General features: G+C 68.0%; 16 protein-coding genes. 7 read left to right on the top strand and 9 right to left on the bottom strand.

Translation table 11 applies throughout. The features are described 5' to 3' along the window. Window positions 1-25 precede the first annotated feature (25 nt). The 3 genes from IE226_RS30030 (at window position 26) to IE226_RS30020 (ending at window position 4,615) form a co-directional block, all read left to right on the top strand. Window positions 26-3,610: a DUF6531 domain-containing protein gene (locus IE226_RS30030; RefSeq protein ID WP_190084536.1), complete on the top strand. Its 3,585-nt coding sequence runs from the start codon at window positions 26-28 to the stop codon at window positions 3,608-3,610. Next, the gene (locus IE226_RS30025; protein ID WP_190084535.1) at window positions 3,607-3,993 is read left to right on the top strand and encodes a hypothetical protein; all 387 of its coding nucleotides are present in this window, start codon (window positions 3,607-3,609) and stop codon (window positions 3,991-3,993) included. Before IE226_RS30030 ends, IE226_RS30025 begins: the two co-directional genes overlap by 4 nt. Window positions 3,994-4,144: 151 nt before the next feature. Continuing rightward, window positions 4,145-4,615 carry a VOC family protein gene (locus IE226_RS30020; RefSeq protein WP_229871616.1) on the top strand — a complete coding sequence of 157 codons (471 nt, stop codon included), beginning with the start codon at window positions 4,145-4,147 and terminating at the stop codon, window positions 4,613-4,615. Here the strand turns inward: IE226_RS30020 and IE226_RS30015 are convergent. Further along, window positions 4,612-5,064 carry an Lrp/AsnC family transcriptional regulator gene (locus IE226_RS30015; RefSeq protein ID WP_190084534.1) on the bottom strand — a complete coding sequence of 151 codons (453 nt, stop codon included), beginning with the start codon at window positions 5,062-5,064 and terminating at the stop codon, window positions 4,612-4,614. The genes IE226_RS30020 and IE226_RS30015 overlap by 4 nt on opposite strands. Before the next feature lie 122 nt (window positions 5,065-5,186). On the opposite strand from IE226_RS30015, the gene IE226_RS30010 reads away from it, so the two are divergent. Then, complete coding sequence (locus tag IE226_RS30010; RefSeq protein ID WP_190084533.1) at window positions 5,187-6,143, top strand: SMP-30/gluconolactonase/LRE family protein; 957 nt, start codon at window positions 5,187-5,189, stop codon at window positions 6,141-6,143. Here the strand turns inward: IE226_RS30010 and IE226_RS30005 are convergent. After that, a complete protein-coding gene (locus IE226_RS30005) occupies window positions 6,140-8,590 on the bottom strand; it encodes an MMPL family transporter (RefSeq protein ID WP_190084558.1) in 2,451 nt (816 codons plus the stop codon). The genes IE226_RS30010 and IE226_RS30005 overlap by 4 nt on opposite strands. A gap of 171 nt (window positions 8,591-8,761) precedes the next feature. Here IE226_RS30005 and IE226_RS30000 point away from each other — a divergent pair, with 171 nt between their 5' ends. Both IE226_RS30000 and IE226_RS29995 read left to right on the top strand, forming a co-directional pair. Next, entirely contained in the window at window positions 8,762-9,496 is a 735-nt protein-coding gene (locus IE226_RS30000; protein ID WP_190084532.1) for a response regulator transcription factor, read from the top strand. 38 nt (window positions 9,497-9,534) lie between these two features. Continuing rightward, window positions 9,535-10,950 (top strand): sensor histidine kinase, encoded by a 1,416-nt coding sequence (locus IE226_RS29995; protein WP_229871615.1) that lies wholly within the window; start codon window positions 9,535-9,537, stop codon window positions 10,948-10,950. 111 nt (window positions 10,951-11,061) lie between these two features. Here IE226_RS29995 and IE226_RS29990 read toward each other — a convergent pair whose 3' ends face one another. The 3 genes from IE226_RS29990 to IE226_RS44265 all read right to left on the bottom strand — a co-directional run bounded on the left by IE226_RS29990 (window position 11,062) and on the right by IE226_RS44265 (window position 13,105). Then, a complete protein-coding gene (locus IE226_RS29990) occupies window positions 11,062-11,457 on the bottom strand; it encodes an ATP-binding protein (RefSeq protein ID WP_190084530.1) in 396 nt (131 codons plus the stop codon). A gap of 147 nt (window positions 11,458-11,604) precedes the next feature. Next, window positions 11,605-12,831 (bottom strand): metallophosphoesterase, encoded by a 1,227-nt coding sequence (locus tag IE226_RS29985; RefSeq protein WP_190084529.1) that lies wholly within the window; start codon window positions 12,829-12,831, stop codon window positions 11,605-11,607. Between the two features lie 31 nt (window positions 12,832-12,862). Next, window positions 12,863-13,105 carry an SCO4848 family membrane protein gene (locus IE226_RS44265; protein ID WP_160506782.1) on the bottom strand — a complete coding sequence of 81 codons (243 nt, stop codon included), beginning with the start codon at window positions 13,103-13,105 and terminating at the stop codon, window positions 12,863-12,865. A gap of 145 nt (window positions 13,106-13,250) precedes the next feature. Between IE226_RS44265 and IE226_RS29980 the strand changes: the two genes are divergently transcribed. Then, entirely contained in the window at window positions 13,251-14,513 is a 1,263-nt protein-coding gene (locus IE226_RS29980) for a D-alanyl-D-alanine carboxypeptidase family protein (protein WP_373307059.1), read from the top strand. Here IE226_RS29980 and IE226_RS29975 read toward each other — a convergent pair. From IE226_RS29975 to IE226_RS29960, 4 genes are read right to left on the bottom strand one after another with little or no spacing between them, the layout of a single operon-like run. Further along, entirely contained in the window at window positions 14,461-15,447 is a 987-nt protein-coding gene (locus IE226_RS29975) for a YihY/virulence factor BrkB family protein (protein WP_190084527.1), read from the bottom strand. The genes IE226_RS29980 and IE226_RS29975 overlap by 53 nt on opposite strands. Further along, on the bottom strand, window positions 15,435-15,869 hold the full coding sequence (locus IE226_RS29970) for a GtrA family protein (RefSeq protein ID WP_190084557.1): 435 nt from the start codon (window positions 15,867-15,869) through the stop codon (window positions 15,435-15,437). Before IE226_RS29970 ends, IE226_RS29975 begins: the two co-directional genes overlap by 13 nt. Window positions 15,870-15,910: 41 nt before the next feature. Further along, window positions 15,911-16,855 carry a decaprenyl-phosphate phosphoribosyltransferase gene (locus IE226_RS29965; RefSeq protein ID WP_190084526.1) on the bottom strand — a complete coding sequence of 315 codons (945 nt, stop codon included), beginning with the start codon at window positions 16,853-16,855 and terminating at the stop codon, window positions 15,911-15,913. Then, window positions 16,848-17,369 carry a phosphatase PAP2 family protein gene (locus IE226_RS29960; protein WP_190084525.1) on the bottom strand — a complete coding sequence of 174 codons (522 nt, stop codon included), beginning with the start codon at window positions 17,367-17,369 and terminating at the stop codon, window positions 16,848-16,850. The genes IE226_RS29965 and IE226_RS29960 overlap by 8 nt, the downstream gene beginning before the upstream one ends. Window positions 17,370-17,515: the final 146 nt, after the last annotated feature.

The following is a 17,515-nucleotide window of genomic DNA, read 5'->3' as shown; positions in this document are numbered from 1 at the left end:
CGCGGCCCTGGACTGCATCCCGGGCATGAAGGGCCTCACCAGCCTCCGCGGCCTCGCCAAGGGCATGAAGGGCCTCAAGGCCGGGCTCAAGGGTTTCAAGTCGGCCCGGACTGCGCTAACAAAGGGCGCGAAGGGGGCATTCAATCGACTCAAGGGCAAGATCAAGGGTTGCGGCGACCCAGTGGATGCTGCCACGGGGCAGATGTTCCTGGAGGAGATCGACGTCACTCTGCCCGGTACACTGCCGCTGGTCTTCACCCGTCGTGTCGCCTCCGGTTACCGCACCGGTGGCTGGTTCGGGCCGAGCTGGACCTCCACCATCGATCAGCGCCTGGAGATCGACCAGCAAGGAATCGTGTTCGTCACCGAGGACGGCATGCTTCTCGACTACCCTCACCCGACAGGCCCAGACGCCCCTGTACTACCGGAGTCCGGGCCGCGCTGGCCACTTGAACGTCTGGACGACGGCGCCTACTCCATCACGGATCCGGTGACCGGCCACCGACGTCGTTTCGCTCCCCCCGTCGACGGGGAGGCGCTCCTGGCACGGATATCCGACCGCAACCACAACGCTATAGACATCGACTACGACGCCGCTGGCGTCCCATTGGGGATCCGTCACTGCGGCGGCTATCACCTCAAACTGACCGTCGAGGATGAGCGCGTCATCGTGCTTAGTCTGGCGGGCGCGGGCGAAGGTGGCGTGGATGCAGTAATCAAGCAATACGGCTACACCGACGGCAATCTTACTGACGTCACCAACTCCTCGGGGCTCCCGCTGAAGTTCACGTACGACGAACAACTGCGTATCACCTCGTGGGAGGACACCAACCAAAGCTGCTACGGCTACGTCTATGACGAGCACGACCGGTGCATCGCTCAAGGAGGTACAGCGGGGCACGTGGCCAACACCTTCACTTACGACGTCCGCGATCCCGCTTGGCCCGACTGCCTCGTCACTGAGATCGCTACCTCGGAGGGCGCCACCACCCGCGTAGTCATAGATGAAAACTGTCTGGTCGTAGCCGAAATCGATCCGCTCGGCGGCACGGTCACCACCGCATACGACTCCTACCAGCACGTCGCGGCGCGGACGGATCAGCTCGGGCACACCACAACTCTCGTGAACAATGAGTTGGGGCAACCTGTTGAGGTGATCCAACCAGATGGCGCCGTCGTACGGGTCGCCTACAACGAGTTGAACCTCCCCACGGTCATCGAATTGCCGGATGGCACTTCCTTGCGGCATAGCTATGACGCTCGTGGAAACTGCACCAGCACCATCGATCCCGCCGGAGCGGTTACGTTCAGCACATTTACCACAACAGGACAACCTGCCACGTTCACCAATGAGCTAGGTCACACCACGAGTGTGCGTTGGAATCCGGCGGGATTGCCTCTCGATGCCGTGGACCCCATGAGCCATGCCACAGCCTGGCGGTGGGACGCCTGGGGTCGGCCTGTCGGTCTCACCGATGCCACGGGGCACACGATGCGGCTGATGTGGTCGACTGAAGGGCGACTCCTCAGCCGCATCTCGGCGGACGGAACAACGGAATCATGGACTTACGACGGCGAAGGAAACTGCACAAGTTATACAGATCAGCTGGGCCAGGTATCACGAACCGAGTACACCCATTTCGATCTGGTGGCGGCCCGCACGACAGCGGATGGGGCTCGTCATGAGTTCGCGTACGATGCCTCCCTGAAACTCACGCAGGTGACTAACCCCCTCGGCCTGACCTGGAACTACGGGTATGACATCGCTGGACGCCGGATTTCGGAGACGGACTTCGACGAGCGCACGATCACGTACACACACGATGCCGCAGGGCGCCTCACCTCGTGCACCAATGCTCTCGGTCAAACCATCGCTTACAAGCACGACGCCGTAGGCAGGCTCATTCGTAAGGAAGCGGCTGAAGCGGTCACGACTTACGGCTACGACTTGGTTGGCCGCCTCATGCATGCAACCGGGCCGGACTGCGACATCGTTTTGGTTCGGGATCAATGCGGTCGAGTACTCTCCGAGACTACCGACGGCCGAACGGTCACCTATGGTTTCGACGAAACAGGCCGCCGCATAAGCCGCACAACCCCCACTGGAGCAACCAGTACCCGGAGCTACGATGCGGCCGATCAGCTCACCAGGCTCACCGCTTCCGGCCGCGTCATTGACTTCGACCGCGATCTGACGGGCCGAGAAGTCGTCAGGCGTTTTGGCGCGCACATTGCTCTGGCTCAGGGCTTCGATGAGTTGGGGCGCCTCATCAGCCAGACCGTCACCGCTGAGGAACGCTCCATCCAGCACCGCACCTATACCTACCGTGCCGACGGCAACCTGCTTGGCATGGACGATCAGCTGTCCGGGCCCCGAGGTTACGACCTGGACATGGCAGACCGCGTGACGGCAGTCCACGGAAACGATTGGACGGAGACGTACGCCTACGACGGTGCTGGTAATCAGACTGAGGCTCACTGGCCTTCTCTGCATCCGGGCCACGAAGCCACAGGAACGCGCCACTATGCCGGGACCCGTGTCACCCGTGCAGGACAGGTCCGATACGAGCATGACGAGCTCGGCCGCGTCACTCTGCGCCAGAAGCCTCGGTTGTCCCGCAAGCCGGACACCTGGCGCTACAGCTGGGATGCGGAGGACCGCCTCACATCCGTCACCACTCCAGACGGCACCCGATGGCTCTATCGCTACGATCCCCTTGGCCGGCGCGTGGCCAAGCAACGCTTCGCTCCCGATGGTGAGACAGTCGTCGAACAAACGGTCTTCACCTGGGACGGCACCATTCTGTGCGAACAGACCACCATCGCAGATGAATTGCCGGCACTCGTCACTCTCACATGGGAACACCAGGGATTGACCCCTATCCTCCAGACCGAAAGCATATCCGCGACCGAGGCCCCTCAGGAGGAGATTGATTCCAGATTCTTCTCCATTATCACCGACCTTGTCGGTTCTCCCAGTGAATTGATTGACGAAAACGGCGAAATCGCCTGGCGGGCCCGTAGCTCACTCTGGGGCACAACGGCTTGGGCCGCCAGAAGCATCACGTATACACCGCTGCGTTTCCCAGGCCAGTATTTCGACCCCGAAACGGAGCTACACTACAATTACTTTCGCCACTATGATCCCGAAACCGGTCGCTACGCCAGCCCCGACCCACTCGGACTGGAGCCTGCCCCCAACCCAGTTGCATACGTCAACAACCCGCACATGTGGGTGGACCCGCATGGACTCACTCCCTGCAGGCCGTGGGTTACAGGCAAGGGCGACGACCCTCTCGTCCCAGAGCTCGCGGATGAGATCCACGCACGCTACCCAGGGCACATGAAGGCCCAAGGTGTGGATATCGTGGGAGCCGACGGAAAGCCCCTCACTGACTTCGATATCGTGACCGGAAACGCAGTAATTCAAGTCAAGGACGGATCCGGAAAGGGCGCCCTAAAGCAGGCGCTTAACACCCAGAGCCTTACGGATTATCCAGTCATCGTATATCTACCGAAGGGGCGCGGGTCAGTGATCAAATCGCTAGAGGAGGCAGGCATAATGGTCACCCGGGATAAAGAGACCCTCATGCAGGTGATTGCACCATGAGGGATACGATGATTCTATTCACAGCCTCCTCGGACTGGGATCGATTCCTGAGTCGAATTCAGGAATTGCGAAGACTTGAAGACCTTTCAGACTTTCAACGATTTGAGGTAGGAGGCGGCATTGTTGGACTAGATACGTCAGAGGAAGCTGTTATCGATTTCGAACCCGAGGAACTTTCATCCATCGAAGAAACGATCGGCGAATTCAAGGCTGCGCTGATCGAATACGAGAACGTTTCATGCAGAGACGCCTTCCTTCAGCACACCATCCCCGGCCTCCTGGGTGTCGTGGACACTAACTACGATTCCATCGTCCTGTACTCCGAGATGCTGCAGTGGATTCTCGACCATCCGGGTACCCACTTTCGTGAGCACGTGCAATAGGTTTGTCACCAGGCAGCACAGATCCGGCGATACGCCCGGAGATGCCGTGGATCAGCCGCTGAGCACCCCAGCGGGGTGATGCCAGCGTCCATTTGGCGGTCAAATGTTGAGAGTGCGGCTGAATACGTGACAACCGCCCTATTCTGACGGTATGTCAGACAACCAGTCGGTCGGCCTGTCCGTTGAGCAGTCCGTTCGTCAATCCGGTGACCCGTCGACCGAAGATCCGTCGACCGTACTGCTCGGCTTCGACAACGTCCTCTTCCCCGTCGGTGATCTCGAAGAAGCCGTCAGCTTCTACGAGCGCGCCGGGTTCCCCGTGACGCATCGGATCGACGAGATCGGGCTCGCCATCCTGAAGGTGGGCAAGGAGACGCCCGGGATTCTGCTGCGGGTGGAGGACGGGGTCGAGCACCGGCCGGTGGCGTGGACCGCGCCGCGGGTGTGGCTAGAGGTGGGGGACGCGCGGGCTGCCGGGCGGGCCCTTGAGGCCGCCGGGATCCAGCCGCTCGCGCCCGCCGCCTCCGTGGCCACCGGGTGGACCGTCGAGGTCGCCGATCCGTGGGGGAACGTCATCGGGTTCACCGACTATCGCAAGCGGCCCGAGCTGGCTCGGAGCTAGCCGTCGGCCACGAGGGTCGGCGACACCTCCCTCTCGAAGAACGTCTCCAGCGACACCGTCGCCTGAGTACCGCTCACCCCGTCGATCGCGTACAGCCGCCGCAGCACGTCCTGGAGTTGCTCCGTCGTCCCCGTGCGGACCTTCACCAGGACGCTTGCCGCGCCCGCGATGACGTGCGCCTCCTGGATCTCGGGGATCGCGGCGAAGTCCGCCGCCCGGTCCCCCATCCACGCCGTCGAGTCGACCATGACGAAGGCCAGCACCCCGCGGCCCACCGCCGCCGGGTCCACGTCGATCGTCGTGCGGCGGATCACTCCGCGCTCGCGCAGTTTGCGCACCCGTTCATGAGCCGCGCCCGCCGACAGGCCTACCGCCTTGCCCAGGTTCGCGTACGACTGGGCGGCGTCCTGTTGCAGCAGCGCCAGCAGCTCTCGGTCGGTGTCGTCCATCGGTCGTGCTCCTGTCTTCCGCACCCGATCACTCTTGACGTACACCATATCTCGTACTGCAATATCCTCGTACTACAGAATGTGATTCAGTCATACCCTCACTCCGTCAGACAGGGGTCGTCATGCCTTCCCAGAAAGTCCCGACGTCGTACGAGATCCTGGACGACCGCTTCCGCACCGGACGGTGTGCCAACGGGGACGCCAAACTCGAAGTGCTTTACGACGACTGCCGGTGGGCCGAAGGGCCGCTCTACCTCCCCGCCTGGCGCCAGCTCGTCTGGAGCGACATCCCCAACGACCGGCTGCTGCGCTGGGACGAGACGACCGGCGCCGTCGGCGTCTTCCGCACGCCCGCCGGGTACGTCAACGGCAACACCCTCGACCGCGAGGGGCGCCTGATCTGCTGCGAGCAGGGCAACCGGCGCGTCACCCGCACCGAGCACGACGGCCGCGTCACCGTCCTCGCCGACCGTTTCGAGGGCAAGCGGTTCAACAGCCCGAACGACGCCGTGGTCCGCTCCGACGGTTCGGTGTGGTTCTCCGACCCCGACTTCGGTATCACCAGTGACTACGAGGGTCATCGTGCGGCCGCCGAGATCGGTGGCTGCCACGTCTACCGGATCGATCCCGTCACCGGTGCCGTGCGGATCGTCGCGGACGGCTTCGACGGGCCGAACGGGCTCGTCTTCTCGCCGGACGAGCGGCAGTTGTACGTGTCCGACTCCCGTGCCGCCCGGATCCGCGTCTTCGACGTGCGCGACGACGGGACTCTGTCGGACGGCGTCGTCTTCGCCGAGTCCAAGGACTCCGGCTTCGACAACATCCGCTTCGACGACGGCGGACGGTTGTGGGCCGCCGCCCTTGAGGACGGCGTGCACTGCTACGACCCCGACGGCACCCTCATCGGGCGGATCACGGTCCCCGAGGCCGTCTCCAACATCGCCTTCGGCGGGCCGAAGAACAACCGGCTCTTCATCACGGCGACGACCTCGCTGTACTCCCTGGTGATGGCCGTGACGGGGCTGCCGAGGGTCCGGACCGTCCGGCCCGGACCCACAGGCCAGTCGTCCGCCGGCTAGTTCACCGCGTCCATCTCACCCTGCGCCAGCTCCACGTCGTACACCAGCGGCCCGTCCGCGACCGTGATGTGCCGCGCGCGGGCCTCGTAGCCGGGAGCCGTCGCGGCAAGGAGGTACGCGCCCGCCGACGGAGCCGCGACGATGTACGAGCCGTCCGCGAGGGAAGTGACGCGGTCAAGGCGACTGCCACCCCTGGAGAGGAGGGTCAGGACCGCGCCCTCCACCGGCTCACCCTCCGTCGTACGGATGAAACCGTGCACTACGGAGGCGCCGCCTTCGTCGTGGGACTCCGGCACGCGCGCGTGGGGGACGTATTCCGGCTCCGGGACGGCCGGCTCGGGCTCCCGCGGCTCCACCGCCAGGTGCGGAAGGCGCTTCTCCAGGCCCGCGGGGAGCCACCAGTTGGCGCGGCCGAGCAGATGCATGGCGGCCGGGACCAGGGCCGTGCGCAGGATGAACGCGTCCAGGGCGACCGCCGCCGCGAGGCCGATGCCCGCCATCGCGCCCTCCATGTCGCCGCTCAGGACGAACGCGGAGAAGACGCAGATCATGATCAGGGCCGCGCAGTTGATGACCCTGCTCGTCTCGGCGAGCCCCACCCGTACGGCGCGGGCGTTGTCCTTCGTGTGCACCCATTCCTCGTGCATGCGGCTCACCAGGAACACCTGGTAGTCCATCGAGAGCCCGAAGAGCAGCGACAGCATGATGACGGGCAGGAAGGCGGTGATCGGCCCCTCCTTGCCGACGCCGAGCAGCTCCGTCCCCCAGCCCCACTGGAAGACCGCCACCAGGACACCGAAGGACGCCGCCGCCGCGATCAGGTTCATCAGGGCGGCCGTCAGCGGCACCACGAGGGAGCGGAACGCGATGAGGAGCAGGAGGAAGCCGAGCGCGATGATCGCACCCACGAAGTAGGGCAGCCGGTCGCCCGTCACCGCGGCGAAGTCCTTGAAGACGGCGGTGACGCCGCCTACGTGGGCCTCGACTCCGGCTTCGGGGATCACGTCGTCCCGTAGCCGGTCGATGAGTCGGTCCGTCTCCTCGGACTGGGGGGAAGTGGTCGGGACGACGTTGATGACCGAGATGCCGTCCGCGGGCGGAGCCGCCGCCACCGTGGCGACGCCCTCCGTCTCGCGGATGGTCGCCACCAGGTTTCCGGTGTCGGCCTCTTCGGCCACTACTTGGAGCGGACCGTTGAAGCCCGGACCGAATCCGTCGGCCAGCATGTCGTACGCCTGCCGGGTCGTCGTCGACTCCTGGTGGTTGCCCTGGTCGGTCGCGCCGAGCCGCAGGGAGAGCAGCGGGAGCGCCAGGAAGGCCATCACCACGAAGGCGAGTGCCGCTATCGAGCGAGGTCGCTTCTGGACGTACGAGGACCATCGCGCCGCGAGGCCGCTCGCCTCGGCGGGCTCCGGTCCCGTCACGGCGAGGCGGCGCCGCTGCCTGCGGCTGAGCACCTTGGGGCCGAGGAGGCCGAGGAGCGAGGGCAGCAGGGTGATGGCCGCGAGGACGCTCAGGACCACCGTCAGGGAGGCCGCGATGACCACACCGTCCAGGAAGCGCATGTTCATCACCAGCATTCCGGCGAGCGCGATGCACACCGTGCCGCCCGCGAAGAGCACCGCCCGGCCCGCGGTGTTCAGGGCCTGCACTGCGGACGCCTCGGGCTCCATGCCGCGCAGGATGCCGCGCCGGTGCCGGGTGACGATGAAGAGGGCGTAGTCGATGCCGACGCCGAGGCCGATGAGCGAGCCGAGCAGCGGGGCCACTTCGGGGATGTCCGTGACATGACTGAGCAGCATCGTCGAGAGCATGCCGAGGCCCACTCCGAAGACCGCGATGACGATCGGCAGGAGCATCGCGAAGAGCGAGCCGAAGGCCAGGAAGAGGACGACGGCGGCGGCCGCGATGCCGACCGTCTCGGCGATGCCGGTGGGCGGCTCCTGGATGCGGGTGATCGCCTGGCCGCCCAGTTCGACCTGGAGGCCGGAGCGTTCGGCGCGCTGGGCCGTGTCCACGACGTCCTGGACGAGTTCCTTGGGGACCGAGTTCGCCTCCTCGGCGAAGGTCACGCGCGCGTAGGCGATGCGCCCGTTCTCGCTGATCTGCGCCGCGCCCGCCTCCTTGGACGCGTACGGGCTCACGACCTCGCCGACGCCCTTCATGCCGGCGATCTCCTCTAGCGCGGGGCCGACGCGGGACCGTACGTCCGCGTCACGGGCCGACGCGCCCTCGTCGACGCGCCAGACCACCGTGTCGGTGTCCCCGGAGCTCTCCGGGAAGGCCTTCGTCATCAGGTCGTACGCGCGCTTGGAATCCGTGTCCGGCAGGGAAAACACATTCGAGTAGTCGGTGCCCGCCGAGGTTCCGGCGGCCCCCAGACCGAACAAAGCTCCGACCCACAGCACAAGGACCACCAGGCGGTGCCGATAACACCACCGCGCCAATGCCGCCACGATCCACTCCTCCTTCGCGTCGTCAGGTCCCCCGGGCCCATGCGTTCAGGAGCCTCAGCATCGGCAACGCCGCGCTTCGGCGGCGGGGCGCGCCCATGATTCTCAAGCAACTCCAAGGCACGGCCCGAGACTTCGTACAACGAGCGCGCCGATACTGGGGGCATGAGCCACGCCGAAGGCCAGCAGGGAACAGATGTCGGAGGACCGGGCGCCCCGGGCGCCGCGGCCACCGTCCTGGTCGTCGAGGACGAGCCGAGCATCGCCGACGTGCTCGCCATCGCCCTGCGCTATCACCGCTTCGACGTCATGGTGGCGGGCACCGTGCGCGAGGCCCTCGCGCTCGCCGGACGCACCCGGCCCGATGTGGCGCTCCTCGACGTGATGCTGCCGGACGGCGACGGCCGCGCGCTGGCCGGGGAACTCCGCGACCGGCACCCCGGAACGGCCCTGCTCTTCCTGACCGCGCGGGACGCGCCCGCGGAGGTCGTGGGCGCCCTCGGCCTCGGCGACGACTACATCACCAAGCCGTTCAACATCGACGAGGTCATCGCCCGCGTCGGCGCGGTCCTGCGCCGCACCAGGTCCTTCGACGTGCTGCCGCAGCGCCCGCCGCTGCGCCACGGCGACCTGGAGCTGGACGAGACGACGTACGTGGTGCGCAGGCAGGGCCGCTCCGCGCAGCTCACGCCCACCGAGTACGCCCTGCTGCGCTTCCTGGTCCGCAACGGCGGGCGTGTGGTGCCCAAGGAGCAGCTCCTGCGCCATGTGTGGCAGTACGAACACCCGGCCGAGTCGACCGTCGTGGAGACCTACATCAGCTATCTGCGGCGCAAGCTGAACGCGCTGGGTCCTCCGGTGATCACCACCCGGCGGGGTGTCGGGTACGGCCTGGCATGAGGCGTGCGCGCACCGGCATGAAGCCTGCGCACCGCGGGATGAGTTCGCTGCGCGCCAAGCTGACGTGGGTGAACGTCGTCCTGCTCGCGCTCGGCGTCATCGTGGCGACCGGCGTCAGTGTCATGGGCATGCGCCACTATCTGCTCGACAACGTGGACGCCGAGTTGCAGCAGTCCCGCAGTTCGCTGCTGAGCACCGGGCTCACCATGAAGGACGTCGAGCAGCTCAGCGAGCTCGGCATCGCGCTCGACAAGCTCTCGCCGGGCGGCAGGGAGCGGGCGAGCGCGCTCCCGCGCGGGGACACGCTGTTCGTGGCGGTGGACGAGCGGGGCGACCCCATCGCCATCGGCACACTCGCCCCGACCTCGCGCCAGCGCACCCTGGCCGCCGCCGTGGACGACCCCGAGGCGGTCGCCGCCGGCTCCGAGCCGCAGGACGTCACGCTGGACGGCGACGCGCACCGCATGGTGGGCGCGGAGCTCGCCGACGGTACGACGGTCCTCATGGCGGCCGACACGCAGGACGTGGAGTCGGGCGTCAAGAAGGCGCTCAAGCTCGACGCCGCCTTCGGAGTGGTCCTCCTCGGGCTGCTCGCCGTCCTGACGATGATCTCCGCGCACCACCGGCTCCGCCCCCTGGAGGACATGGTCGAGACCGCGTCGGCCATCGCCGACGGGGATCTGACCAGGCGCGTTCCGTCGAGCCGCGCCCCGGCCACGGAGACCGAGCAGCTGCGCGTCGCCCTCAACTCCATGCTTCATCAGGTCGAGTCCGCCTTCGAGACCCGCGAACGCAGCTCGGCACAGCTGCGCCGCTTCGTCGCCGACGCCTCGCACGAACTGCGTACGCCTTTGTCGGCGATCCGCGGCTATCTCCAGCTGTACGACAAGGGGATGCTCCGCGATCCGGCGGAACGCACGCGCGCGTGGAGCCGCGTCATCGCCGAGACCGACCGGATGGGCCGCCTCGTGGACGAGCTGCTCATCCTGGCCCGCCTGGACCAGCAGCCGGAGCTTCGCTTCCGGAACGTCGACCTGAGCCGTCTCGTACGGGATGCCGCCGACGATCTGCGGGTGCAGGAGCCGGAGCGCCCGCTCGCGGTCCGCGCCGAGGGTGCGGTCCTTGTCCGCGCCGACGAGTCCGGGCTGCGCCAGGTGCTCGGCAATCTCCTTGCCAACGTACGCGTCCACACGCCCGCCGACACCCCGGTCACGCTGGGCGTGGAGCGGCGGGACGGGGTGGTGCGGCTGCGCGTCGCCGACCGGGGTCCGGGCCTCGCCGAGGAGGACGCGGCGCGCGTGTTCGACCGGTTCTTCCGCGCGGGCGGAGGTGCGGGCAGCGGCCTCGGGATGGCGATCGTGCAGGGGGTGGTCGCGGCGCACGGCGGCGAGGTGGGGGTGGAGACGGCGCCGGGGGCGGGGCTTACGGTCACGGTCACTCTGCCCGCGAGGTGATCGGGTGGGCGGGAAGCCCGGTAGTCAGGGGGCGGGGCGCCGGGCTGCTGCGTCGAAAGACCCTCAGACCCTCAGGCCCTCAGGCACTCAGGCACTCAGGCACTCAGACCCTCAGGCCCTGACCAGCGCCCACACCGTCTTCCCGTGCCGCCCCCGCTGCCAGACGCCCCACGCCTCCGCGATGTTGTCCAGCAGGCGCAGGCCGCGGCCGCTCTCCTCCAAGGGGCCCATTTCCCGCAGCTGCGGGCTGGCCGGGCTCTCGTCGGACACCTCTATGAAGCAGTCGCCGTCGGAAAGCACCGTGACGGCGACCTCGAACTCCCGTTCCTGGACGCGCCCGTGGCAGACGGCGTTCGTCACCAGCTCCGACACGAGGAGCACCGCGTCGTCCAGTGCCGCGCTCTCCTCCTTGTGCCCCCAGGCGGCCAGATGGTCGTGCACACGGAGCCGGGCGAGCGAGACGGATGCCGGATGCGGTGGCAGCCGGAAAGCCTGACGTCTCAACAACGTTCCCCCTAGGGCACACCAAAGCGCCAAGAACCGTACACACTTCCGACACTTAATGCTGCGCAGAGGTAGTGCTCGATGTCACACCGTCACCCTCTGGCCCGACTGTATCCAGCCAGGCCCGTGCCCCATCGAACCAATGCGCGATTACGCCTGGCGGGAGGCCAGTTCGACGACCGTGACGTCGGACGGCGCCCCAACCCGCACAGGCGGCCCCCACGCACCGGCGCCCCGCGTGACATACAGCTGCGTATCGCCGTACCGCTCAAGGCCGGCGAGCGTCGGGTTGGCCAGATCGGCGATGAAATTGCCCGGCCACAGCTGCCCGCCGTGGGTGTGCCCGGAGAGCTGGAGGTCAACGCCGTGCTTGACGGCGTCATGGATGACGACCGGCTGATGGGCCAGCAGGACGGAGGCCCGCGAGCGGTCACGGTCGCCGAGCGCCTTGGCGAAGTCGGGCCCGCGCCCCTCGCTCTCGCCCGCCACGTCGTCCACGCCCGCGAGGTCGAAGCCGGGCAGTTCGGTGCGGGCGTTCTCCAGGGGGCGCAGACCCAGTTCGCGTACGTGATCGACCCACTGCGCGGCTCCCGAGAAGTACTCGTGGTTGCCGATGACGAAGTACGTTCCGTGCCGGGCGCGCAGCTGGGCGAGCGGCGCGGCGGCGGGCCCCAGGTCCTCGACGCTGCCGTCGACCAGGTCACCGACGACCGCGATCAGGTCGGGCTGGGTGCCGTTGATCGTGTCGACCACACGCTGGGTGAAGCCGCGCCCCAGGATCGGCCCCAGGTGGATGTCGCTGACCACCGCGATCCGGAACCCGTGCGCACCGCGCGGCAGCTTGGCCAGCGGCACGGTGACGCGCTTCACCCGCGGGCCGCTCAGGACGCCGTACGTTCCGTGGCCCACCGTTCCGACGGCGACGGCCGCGGCGGTACCGCCGACGATCCGGGAGACGAAGAGGCGACGCGAGGGGGCGGGCCCCGGCCGCGCCTCCGCCGGTGCGGGAGCGCCGTCCTGTACGGATTCCGCGGAACCGGCGCTCTCCGTAGAAGCGGGTTTCGAACGGCGGCGCAAGAAGAAGGGCCGTACGAGCTCGCCCACAAGGAGCGCGAGCACGAGGTAGATGGACAGCGCCATCCACATGAAGCCCGGCCAGGCAAGCACCTGCTGGAGCCAGAACGGCGCCCCGGCCCGCTCGCTCGCGACCGCCGCGAACATCAGCAGCGGCCCCGCGACGAAGACCACGATGCCCGCGCGCCGGGCGAACCCCGGCCGTGCCGTGGTGTCCCGCACCAGGCGACGCCACGCGTACCACTGCATTCCGGCAAGGGCCGCGAGCGCGGCGATACCGGCCAACACGAACAGGATGACCACGGAGCGCGCCCCTCGAAGAATGACCGATCAGTTATGACGTACGGCGCAGAGCACGGACTCCGCGCAACCCGATGGCCCCTACCACCGTCCCCAAGACAAAGGAGGCGACGGCGAGCGTCAGGTGGACCCAGAAGTACGCGGTCGGGTCGCCTGCGTCATCGAAGGCGAGCCCACTGCCGTCCTTCCACAGGTTCTTGACGAAAGTGATCCAGATGAACCAGCTCCACACACCGAAGGCGAGCAGGAACCAGGAGACCGGGCGGCTGAGCTTCATGCGTTCAGTATCGCGAGCCTCCATTCCGCGGCGCCGCCGGGGTGGGGAGCCGGGCGGCGCGCCGGACGGGGAGTCCGTGACGCAGCCCACCTTCGCGGCTACCTCGGCGGCGACTTCCACAGCGGCGCCATGTACGTTCTCGTCCGTGCCTGCCGTAAAAAAGACCGCCTTGTTGGTCACTTCCGCCGCATTGCTGACCATGTCGACCACAGCTCCCGCATGGGCGGACGACAAGCCGGGAGGTGAGGACAAGCCCAAGCCGCCCGCGTCGATGTCGACCGTCGGCGGCACCAAGCTCGGCGAGCCCGGCACCCAGGTGAGCCTCAAGGCGGGCGCGCCCGTGCTCCCCAAGGAGCTTTCGGCGCGCTCCTGGATGGTCTCGGACGCCGAGACGGGCGAGGTGCTCGCCTCGCACAACTCGCACTGGCGGCTGGCCCCGGCGAGCACCCTGAAGATGCTCTTCGCGGACACGGTCCTGCCGAAGTTCCCCAAGTCGCAGAAGCACAAGGTCGAGCCATCCGACCTGGCGGGCATCGGCGCGGGCAGCAGCATGGTCGGCGTCAAGGAGAACGAGACGTACACGGTCCACGACCTGTGGCTCGGCGTCTTCCTGCAGTCGGGCAACGACGCCGTGCACGTTCTTTCGGCGATGAACGGCGGCGTCCCGCAGACCGTCAAGGACATGCAGTCGCACGCCGAGGAGTTGCAGGCGCTGGACACGCACGTGGTCAGCCCGGACGGCTACGACGAGAAGGGGCAGGTCTCCTCCGCGTACGACCTGACGCTCTTCGCCCGCTCCGGGCTGCAGAAGGCGGACTTCCGCGAGTACTGCTCGACGGCCACCGCCAAGTTCCCCGGCGAGACCAAGAAGGTCACGAAGGGCAAGGACAAGGGCAAGAAGAAGCGCGGGTCCTTCGCGATCAAGAACACCAACCGACTTCTTACGGGTGACATCGGTCTCGATCCCTACAAGGGCATCGCGGGCGTCAAGAACGGCAGCACCACGAACGCGGGCAACACCTTCACCGGTGTCGCCGAGCGCGACGGCAAGGTGCTCCTGGTGACCGTCATGAACCCCGACTCCGGGGAGCAGCACGCGGTCTACAAGGAGACCGCGCGCCTCCTGGACTGGGGCTTCAAGGCCTCGGGCAAGGTCGAGCCGGTCGGCGAACTGGTCGCCCCGAAGAGTGCGGCCACGGGCAGCGGCAAGGGTGCTCCCGGCGCCGGGAAGAGCGGTTCGGACTCGGCGAAGAACGTGGCGCACGCCTCCGACAAGGAGTCGGGCAGCGGCGTCGGCGTCGCGCTCGGGGTCGTGGGCGGCGTGCTCGCGCTCGTCGCCGCCGGGTGGTTCGTGATCAGCCGCCGGATGCCGCTGCCGGACCTGGTGCGGCGGAAGACCCGCCGCTGACGGAGCCGCTTTCTTCCCGCTTCTCTTCCCGCTTCTGTTCCCGCGGCTCTTCGCCGGTCTGCTCCCGCGGTTCTTCTTCGGTCTGTCCCTGTTTCCGCGTCGCCGTCCAGGCGGCGCAGAACAGCAGGAGCTTTGCCGTGAAGTTGATCCACAGGAGCAGTGCGACGGGCACTCCGAAGGCGCCGTACATGCTTTTCGCCGCGACGCCCTTGATGTAGCCGCCGATCAGCAGCTTGAGCAGCTCGAAACCGGCGGCGCCGATCAGTCCGGCGGTGAACAGGTGGCGGCGCGGCGGCTGGACGTCCGGCAGCAGTGTCAGGACGTAGAGCAGCAGCAGGAAGTCCGCGAAGACGGCGATGGCGAACGCCGCCGCCTGCAACAGCACGCCGCCCCAGCCGCCCTCGGACACCCCGACGAGCTCGGCGCTCCGGCCCACCGCGGTCGACGCGAGGGTGGAGGCGGCGACGGACGCGAGGCCCGCGCCGCCGAGCCCGAAGAGCACCCCGGCGTCCTTGATCTTGCGCATGACGGGGTTCTCTTCGGTGTCCTCCAGCTCCCAGACGGCCCGCAGGCACTCCCGCATCGAGCCGACCCAGCCGATGCCGGTGAAGAGCAGCAGGGCGCCGGCGACGAGACCGACGGTGCCCGCGTTGGCGACCAGGGCGTCGAGGTCCAGCTGGTCGGCGATGCCGGGGACCTGCTGGGAGATGGTGTCCTCCAGCTTGTTCTGCTGGCCCTTGGAGAGCGTCGCGGCGGCGACCGCCGCGGCGACGGTGATCAGCGGGAACAGCGCCAGGAAGCTGATGAACGTCATCGCGGCCGCGAGGCGGGTCCAGTGCACGCTGTCGAGCCGCTCGTACGCGCTCCACGCGTGCGTGCGCATCAGGCGCTCCACCCGGGGGCCGATGCCGGGGAGCTTTTTCAGCCAGTCCATGATGCCTCCCTGCCCGCTGAACGGAAGACCAAGGTCCGGGTGCCCCAGAAACGCAGCACAGTGGCGAGTGCCATACCGACTCCCGCCCCGGAGACAGTGTCGGCGCGCTGCGAGGTGAGGCCCAGGCCATAGTGAGACACGGTGATGCAGAGCAGCTGCACCGCGGCGCCCGCGATATTGACGGCGAAGAAGATCCCGTACTGGCGAAGACGCGAGGCTCGCGACACTCCGGCCCCCTCGCGCTGCCGGTAGGTGCCCAGCGCGTTGCCCGCGTACGCGACCGTGCAGCCGGCCACGAAGGACAGCGCCTTGGCGGTCAGCGGGTCGAGACCGACCGGGCCGCGCAGCCAGATGAAGAGACCGAGGTCGACGGCGTACGCGCAGATCCCGGCGGCCGCGAAGCCGAGCAGTTCGGGGCCCATGGCCCGCAGCCGCTCCCGGAACGCGCTCACCCTGGGGGCCCTCACCAGTCGGCGACCGCGAGGCCGTACATCGCGATCCACACCAGGCCGATGACGGCAAGGGCACGGTCGCGCAGGACGACGTCCTCGGGCTCGCCCGCCGTGCCCCGGTCGGCGAACACGGCGTACCGCAGGACCGCGAGCACGAAGGCGGCCATCGAGAGCTGCCGCCAGGGCAGCGAGCCGCCGGTGGCGGTGCCGCCGCTCTCCATGGCCCACAGGCAGTACGCGAGGACGGCGACCCCGGCGGCCAGCTGCCAGACGAAGCGGAGGTAGCCGGTGGTGTATTCGGTGAGCAACGCGCGCGTGGCGCCCGCTTTCCCGGACATCTGGACGGCTTCGGAGTAGCGCTTGGCGGAGACCATGAAGAGCGCGCCGAAGCCCGTGGTGATCAGGAACCAGCGCGAGAGCGGGATACCGAGGGCCACTCCCCCGATCATGGCGCGCATCAGGAAGCCGGTGGTGACGACGGCGAGATCGACGACGAGGACGTGCTTGAGGCTGACGCAGTAGGCCAGTTGCATCGCCACGTAGGCGGCGAGGAGACCCGCCGTCAGGGGCGTGCAGAGCGCGGCGGCCGCCACCGGCGCGAGTACGGCGAGCAGCCCGCCGACCGTGTAGGCGACCGTCACCGGCACCTGGCCTGCGGCGACCGGCCTGCGGCACTTGGTGGGGTGGGCGCGGTCGGCGTCGGCGTCGCGCGCGTCGTTGATCAGGTACACGGCGGACGCGGCGGCCGTGAACAGCGCGAACACCAGGGCGAGTTGCGTCAGCGAGTGGCGCGAGAAGAGCTCTCCGGCCGCGGCGGGGGCCGCGACCACCAGGACGTTCTTCACCCATTGGCGGGGGCGCGCGGTCTTCAGGAGGCCCAGCGGCAGGGCGAGGGGACTCGTCCCCGGGGGCCGGGGCGGCTGCGGGCGTTCGAGCAGGGCGGTCTCGTCAGCCATGCGTGCGGCCCCCGTTCATCCAGGCGGAGCCCACGCGCGCGGTGACGGCGCCGAGGGCAGCGCCCGCCGCCACGTCGCTCGGGTAGTGGACGCCGACGACCATCCGCGAGACGCACATCGCGGCGGCGAGCGGCGGGACGACGCGGGCTCCGAGCGGGCTCAGCGCGCCGTACGCGACGGTGGCCGCGGCGGCCGAAGTGGCGTGCGAACTGGGGAAGGAGTGCCGACCCGCGGTCCTGACGAGGGGCTCCGCGCCCGTGCCGCCGCCGGGTCGCGGGCGCCGTACGACCCGCTTGACGCCCATGCTGGCCAGGTGTGCCGCGGCGGTAAGCGCCGTGGCACGCAGCCAGGTGCCGCGCCGCTCGCGGTCGACCGCGGCGCCGGCGAGCCCCGCGGCGAGCCAGAGGGCGGCGTGCTCGCCGGCCCGGGACAGGCCCCGTGCGGCGGCGGCCACGCGCGCGTCGGAGCCGCAGTCGCGCAGGGCCGACAGCAGCCGGTGGTCCATGTCGTGCATGTGGCCTCCCTCTACGGGGACTTCGAAAACCTGACCTCCCGACCTTCCTAGGTAACCTCTCAATATTTACGTCAATATAGGACGACACTCTATCAATCACCCATTTCGGTGAGAGCCTAGACGTATATGAGCAAACTGCTCTTAGT

The organism is Streptomyces longisporoflavus (assembly GCF_014649775.1).
GTDB classification, from domain to species: Bacteria; Actinomycetota; Actinomycetes; order Streptomycetales; family Streptomycetaceae; genus Streptomyces; species Streptomyces longisporoflavus.
The sequence above is the reverse complement of the archived record's forward strand: the minus strand, read 5'-3'. Positions and strand labels throughout refer to the sequence as shown.

What these genes read in the sequence shown, in the direction of transcription:
- IE226_RS30030 (WP_190084536.1), top strand. Translation starts at nt 26, where the DNA reads ATGAAGGGCCTCACCAGCCTCCGCGGCCTCGCCAAGGGCATGAAGGGC.
- IE226_RS30025 (WP_190084535.1), top strand. Translation starts at nt 3,607, where the DNA reads ATGAGGGATACGATGATTCTATTCACAGCCTCCTCGGACTGGGATCGA.
- IE226_RS30020 (WP_229871616.1), top strand. Translation starts at nt 4,145, where the DNA reads ATGTCAGACAACCAGTCGGTCGGCCTGTCCGTTGAGCAGTCCGTTCGT.
- IE226_RS30015 (WP_190084534.1), bottom strand. Translation starts at nt 5,064, where the DNA reads ATGGACGACACCGACCGAGAGCTGCTGGCGCTGCTGCAACAGGACGCC.
- IE226_RS30010 (WP_190084533.1), top strand. Translation starts at nt 5,187, where the DNA reads ATGCCTTCCCAGAAAGTCCCGACGTCGTACGAGATCCTGGACGACCGC.
- IE226_RS30000 (WP_190084532.1), top strand. Translation starts at nt 8,762, where the DNA reads ATGAGCCACGCCGAAGGCCAGCAGGGAACAGATGTCGGAGGACCGGGC.
- IE226_RS29995 (WP_229871615.1), top strand. Translation starts at nt 9,535, where the DNA reads ATGAGTTCGCTGCGCGCCAAGCTGACGTGGGTGAACGTCGTCCTGCTC.
- IE226_RS44265 (WP_160506782.1), bottom strand. Translation starts at nt 13,105, where the DNA reads ATGAAGCTCAGCCGCCCGGTCTCCTGGTTCCTGCTCGCCTTCGGTGTG.
- IE226_RS29975 (WP_190084527.1), bottom strand. Translation starts at nt 15,447, where the DNA reads ATGGACTGGCTGAAAAAGCTCCCCGGCATCGGCCCCCGGGTGGAGCGC.
- IE226_RS29970 (WP_190084557.1), bottom strand. Translation starts at nt 15,869, where the DNA reads ATGGGCCCCGAACTGCTCGGCTTCGCGGCCGCCGGGATCTGCGCGTAC.
- IE226_RS29965 (WP_190084526.1), bottom strand. Translation starts at nt 16,855, where the DNA reads ATGGCTGACGAGACCGCCCTGCTCGAACGCCCGCAGCCGCCCCGGCCC.
- IE226_RS29960 (WP_190084525.1), bottom strand. Translation starts at nt 17,369, where the DNA reads ATGCACGACATGGACCACCGGCTGCTGTCGGCCCTGCGCGACTGCGGC.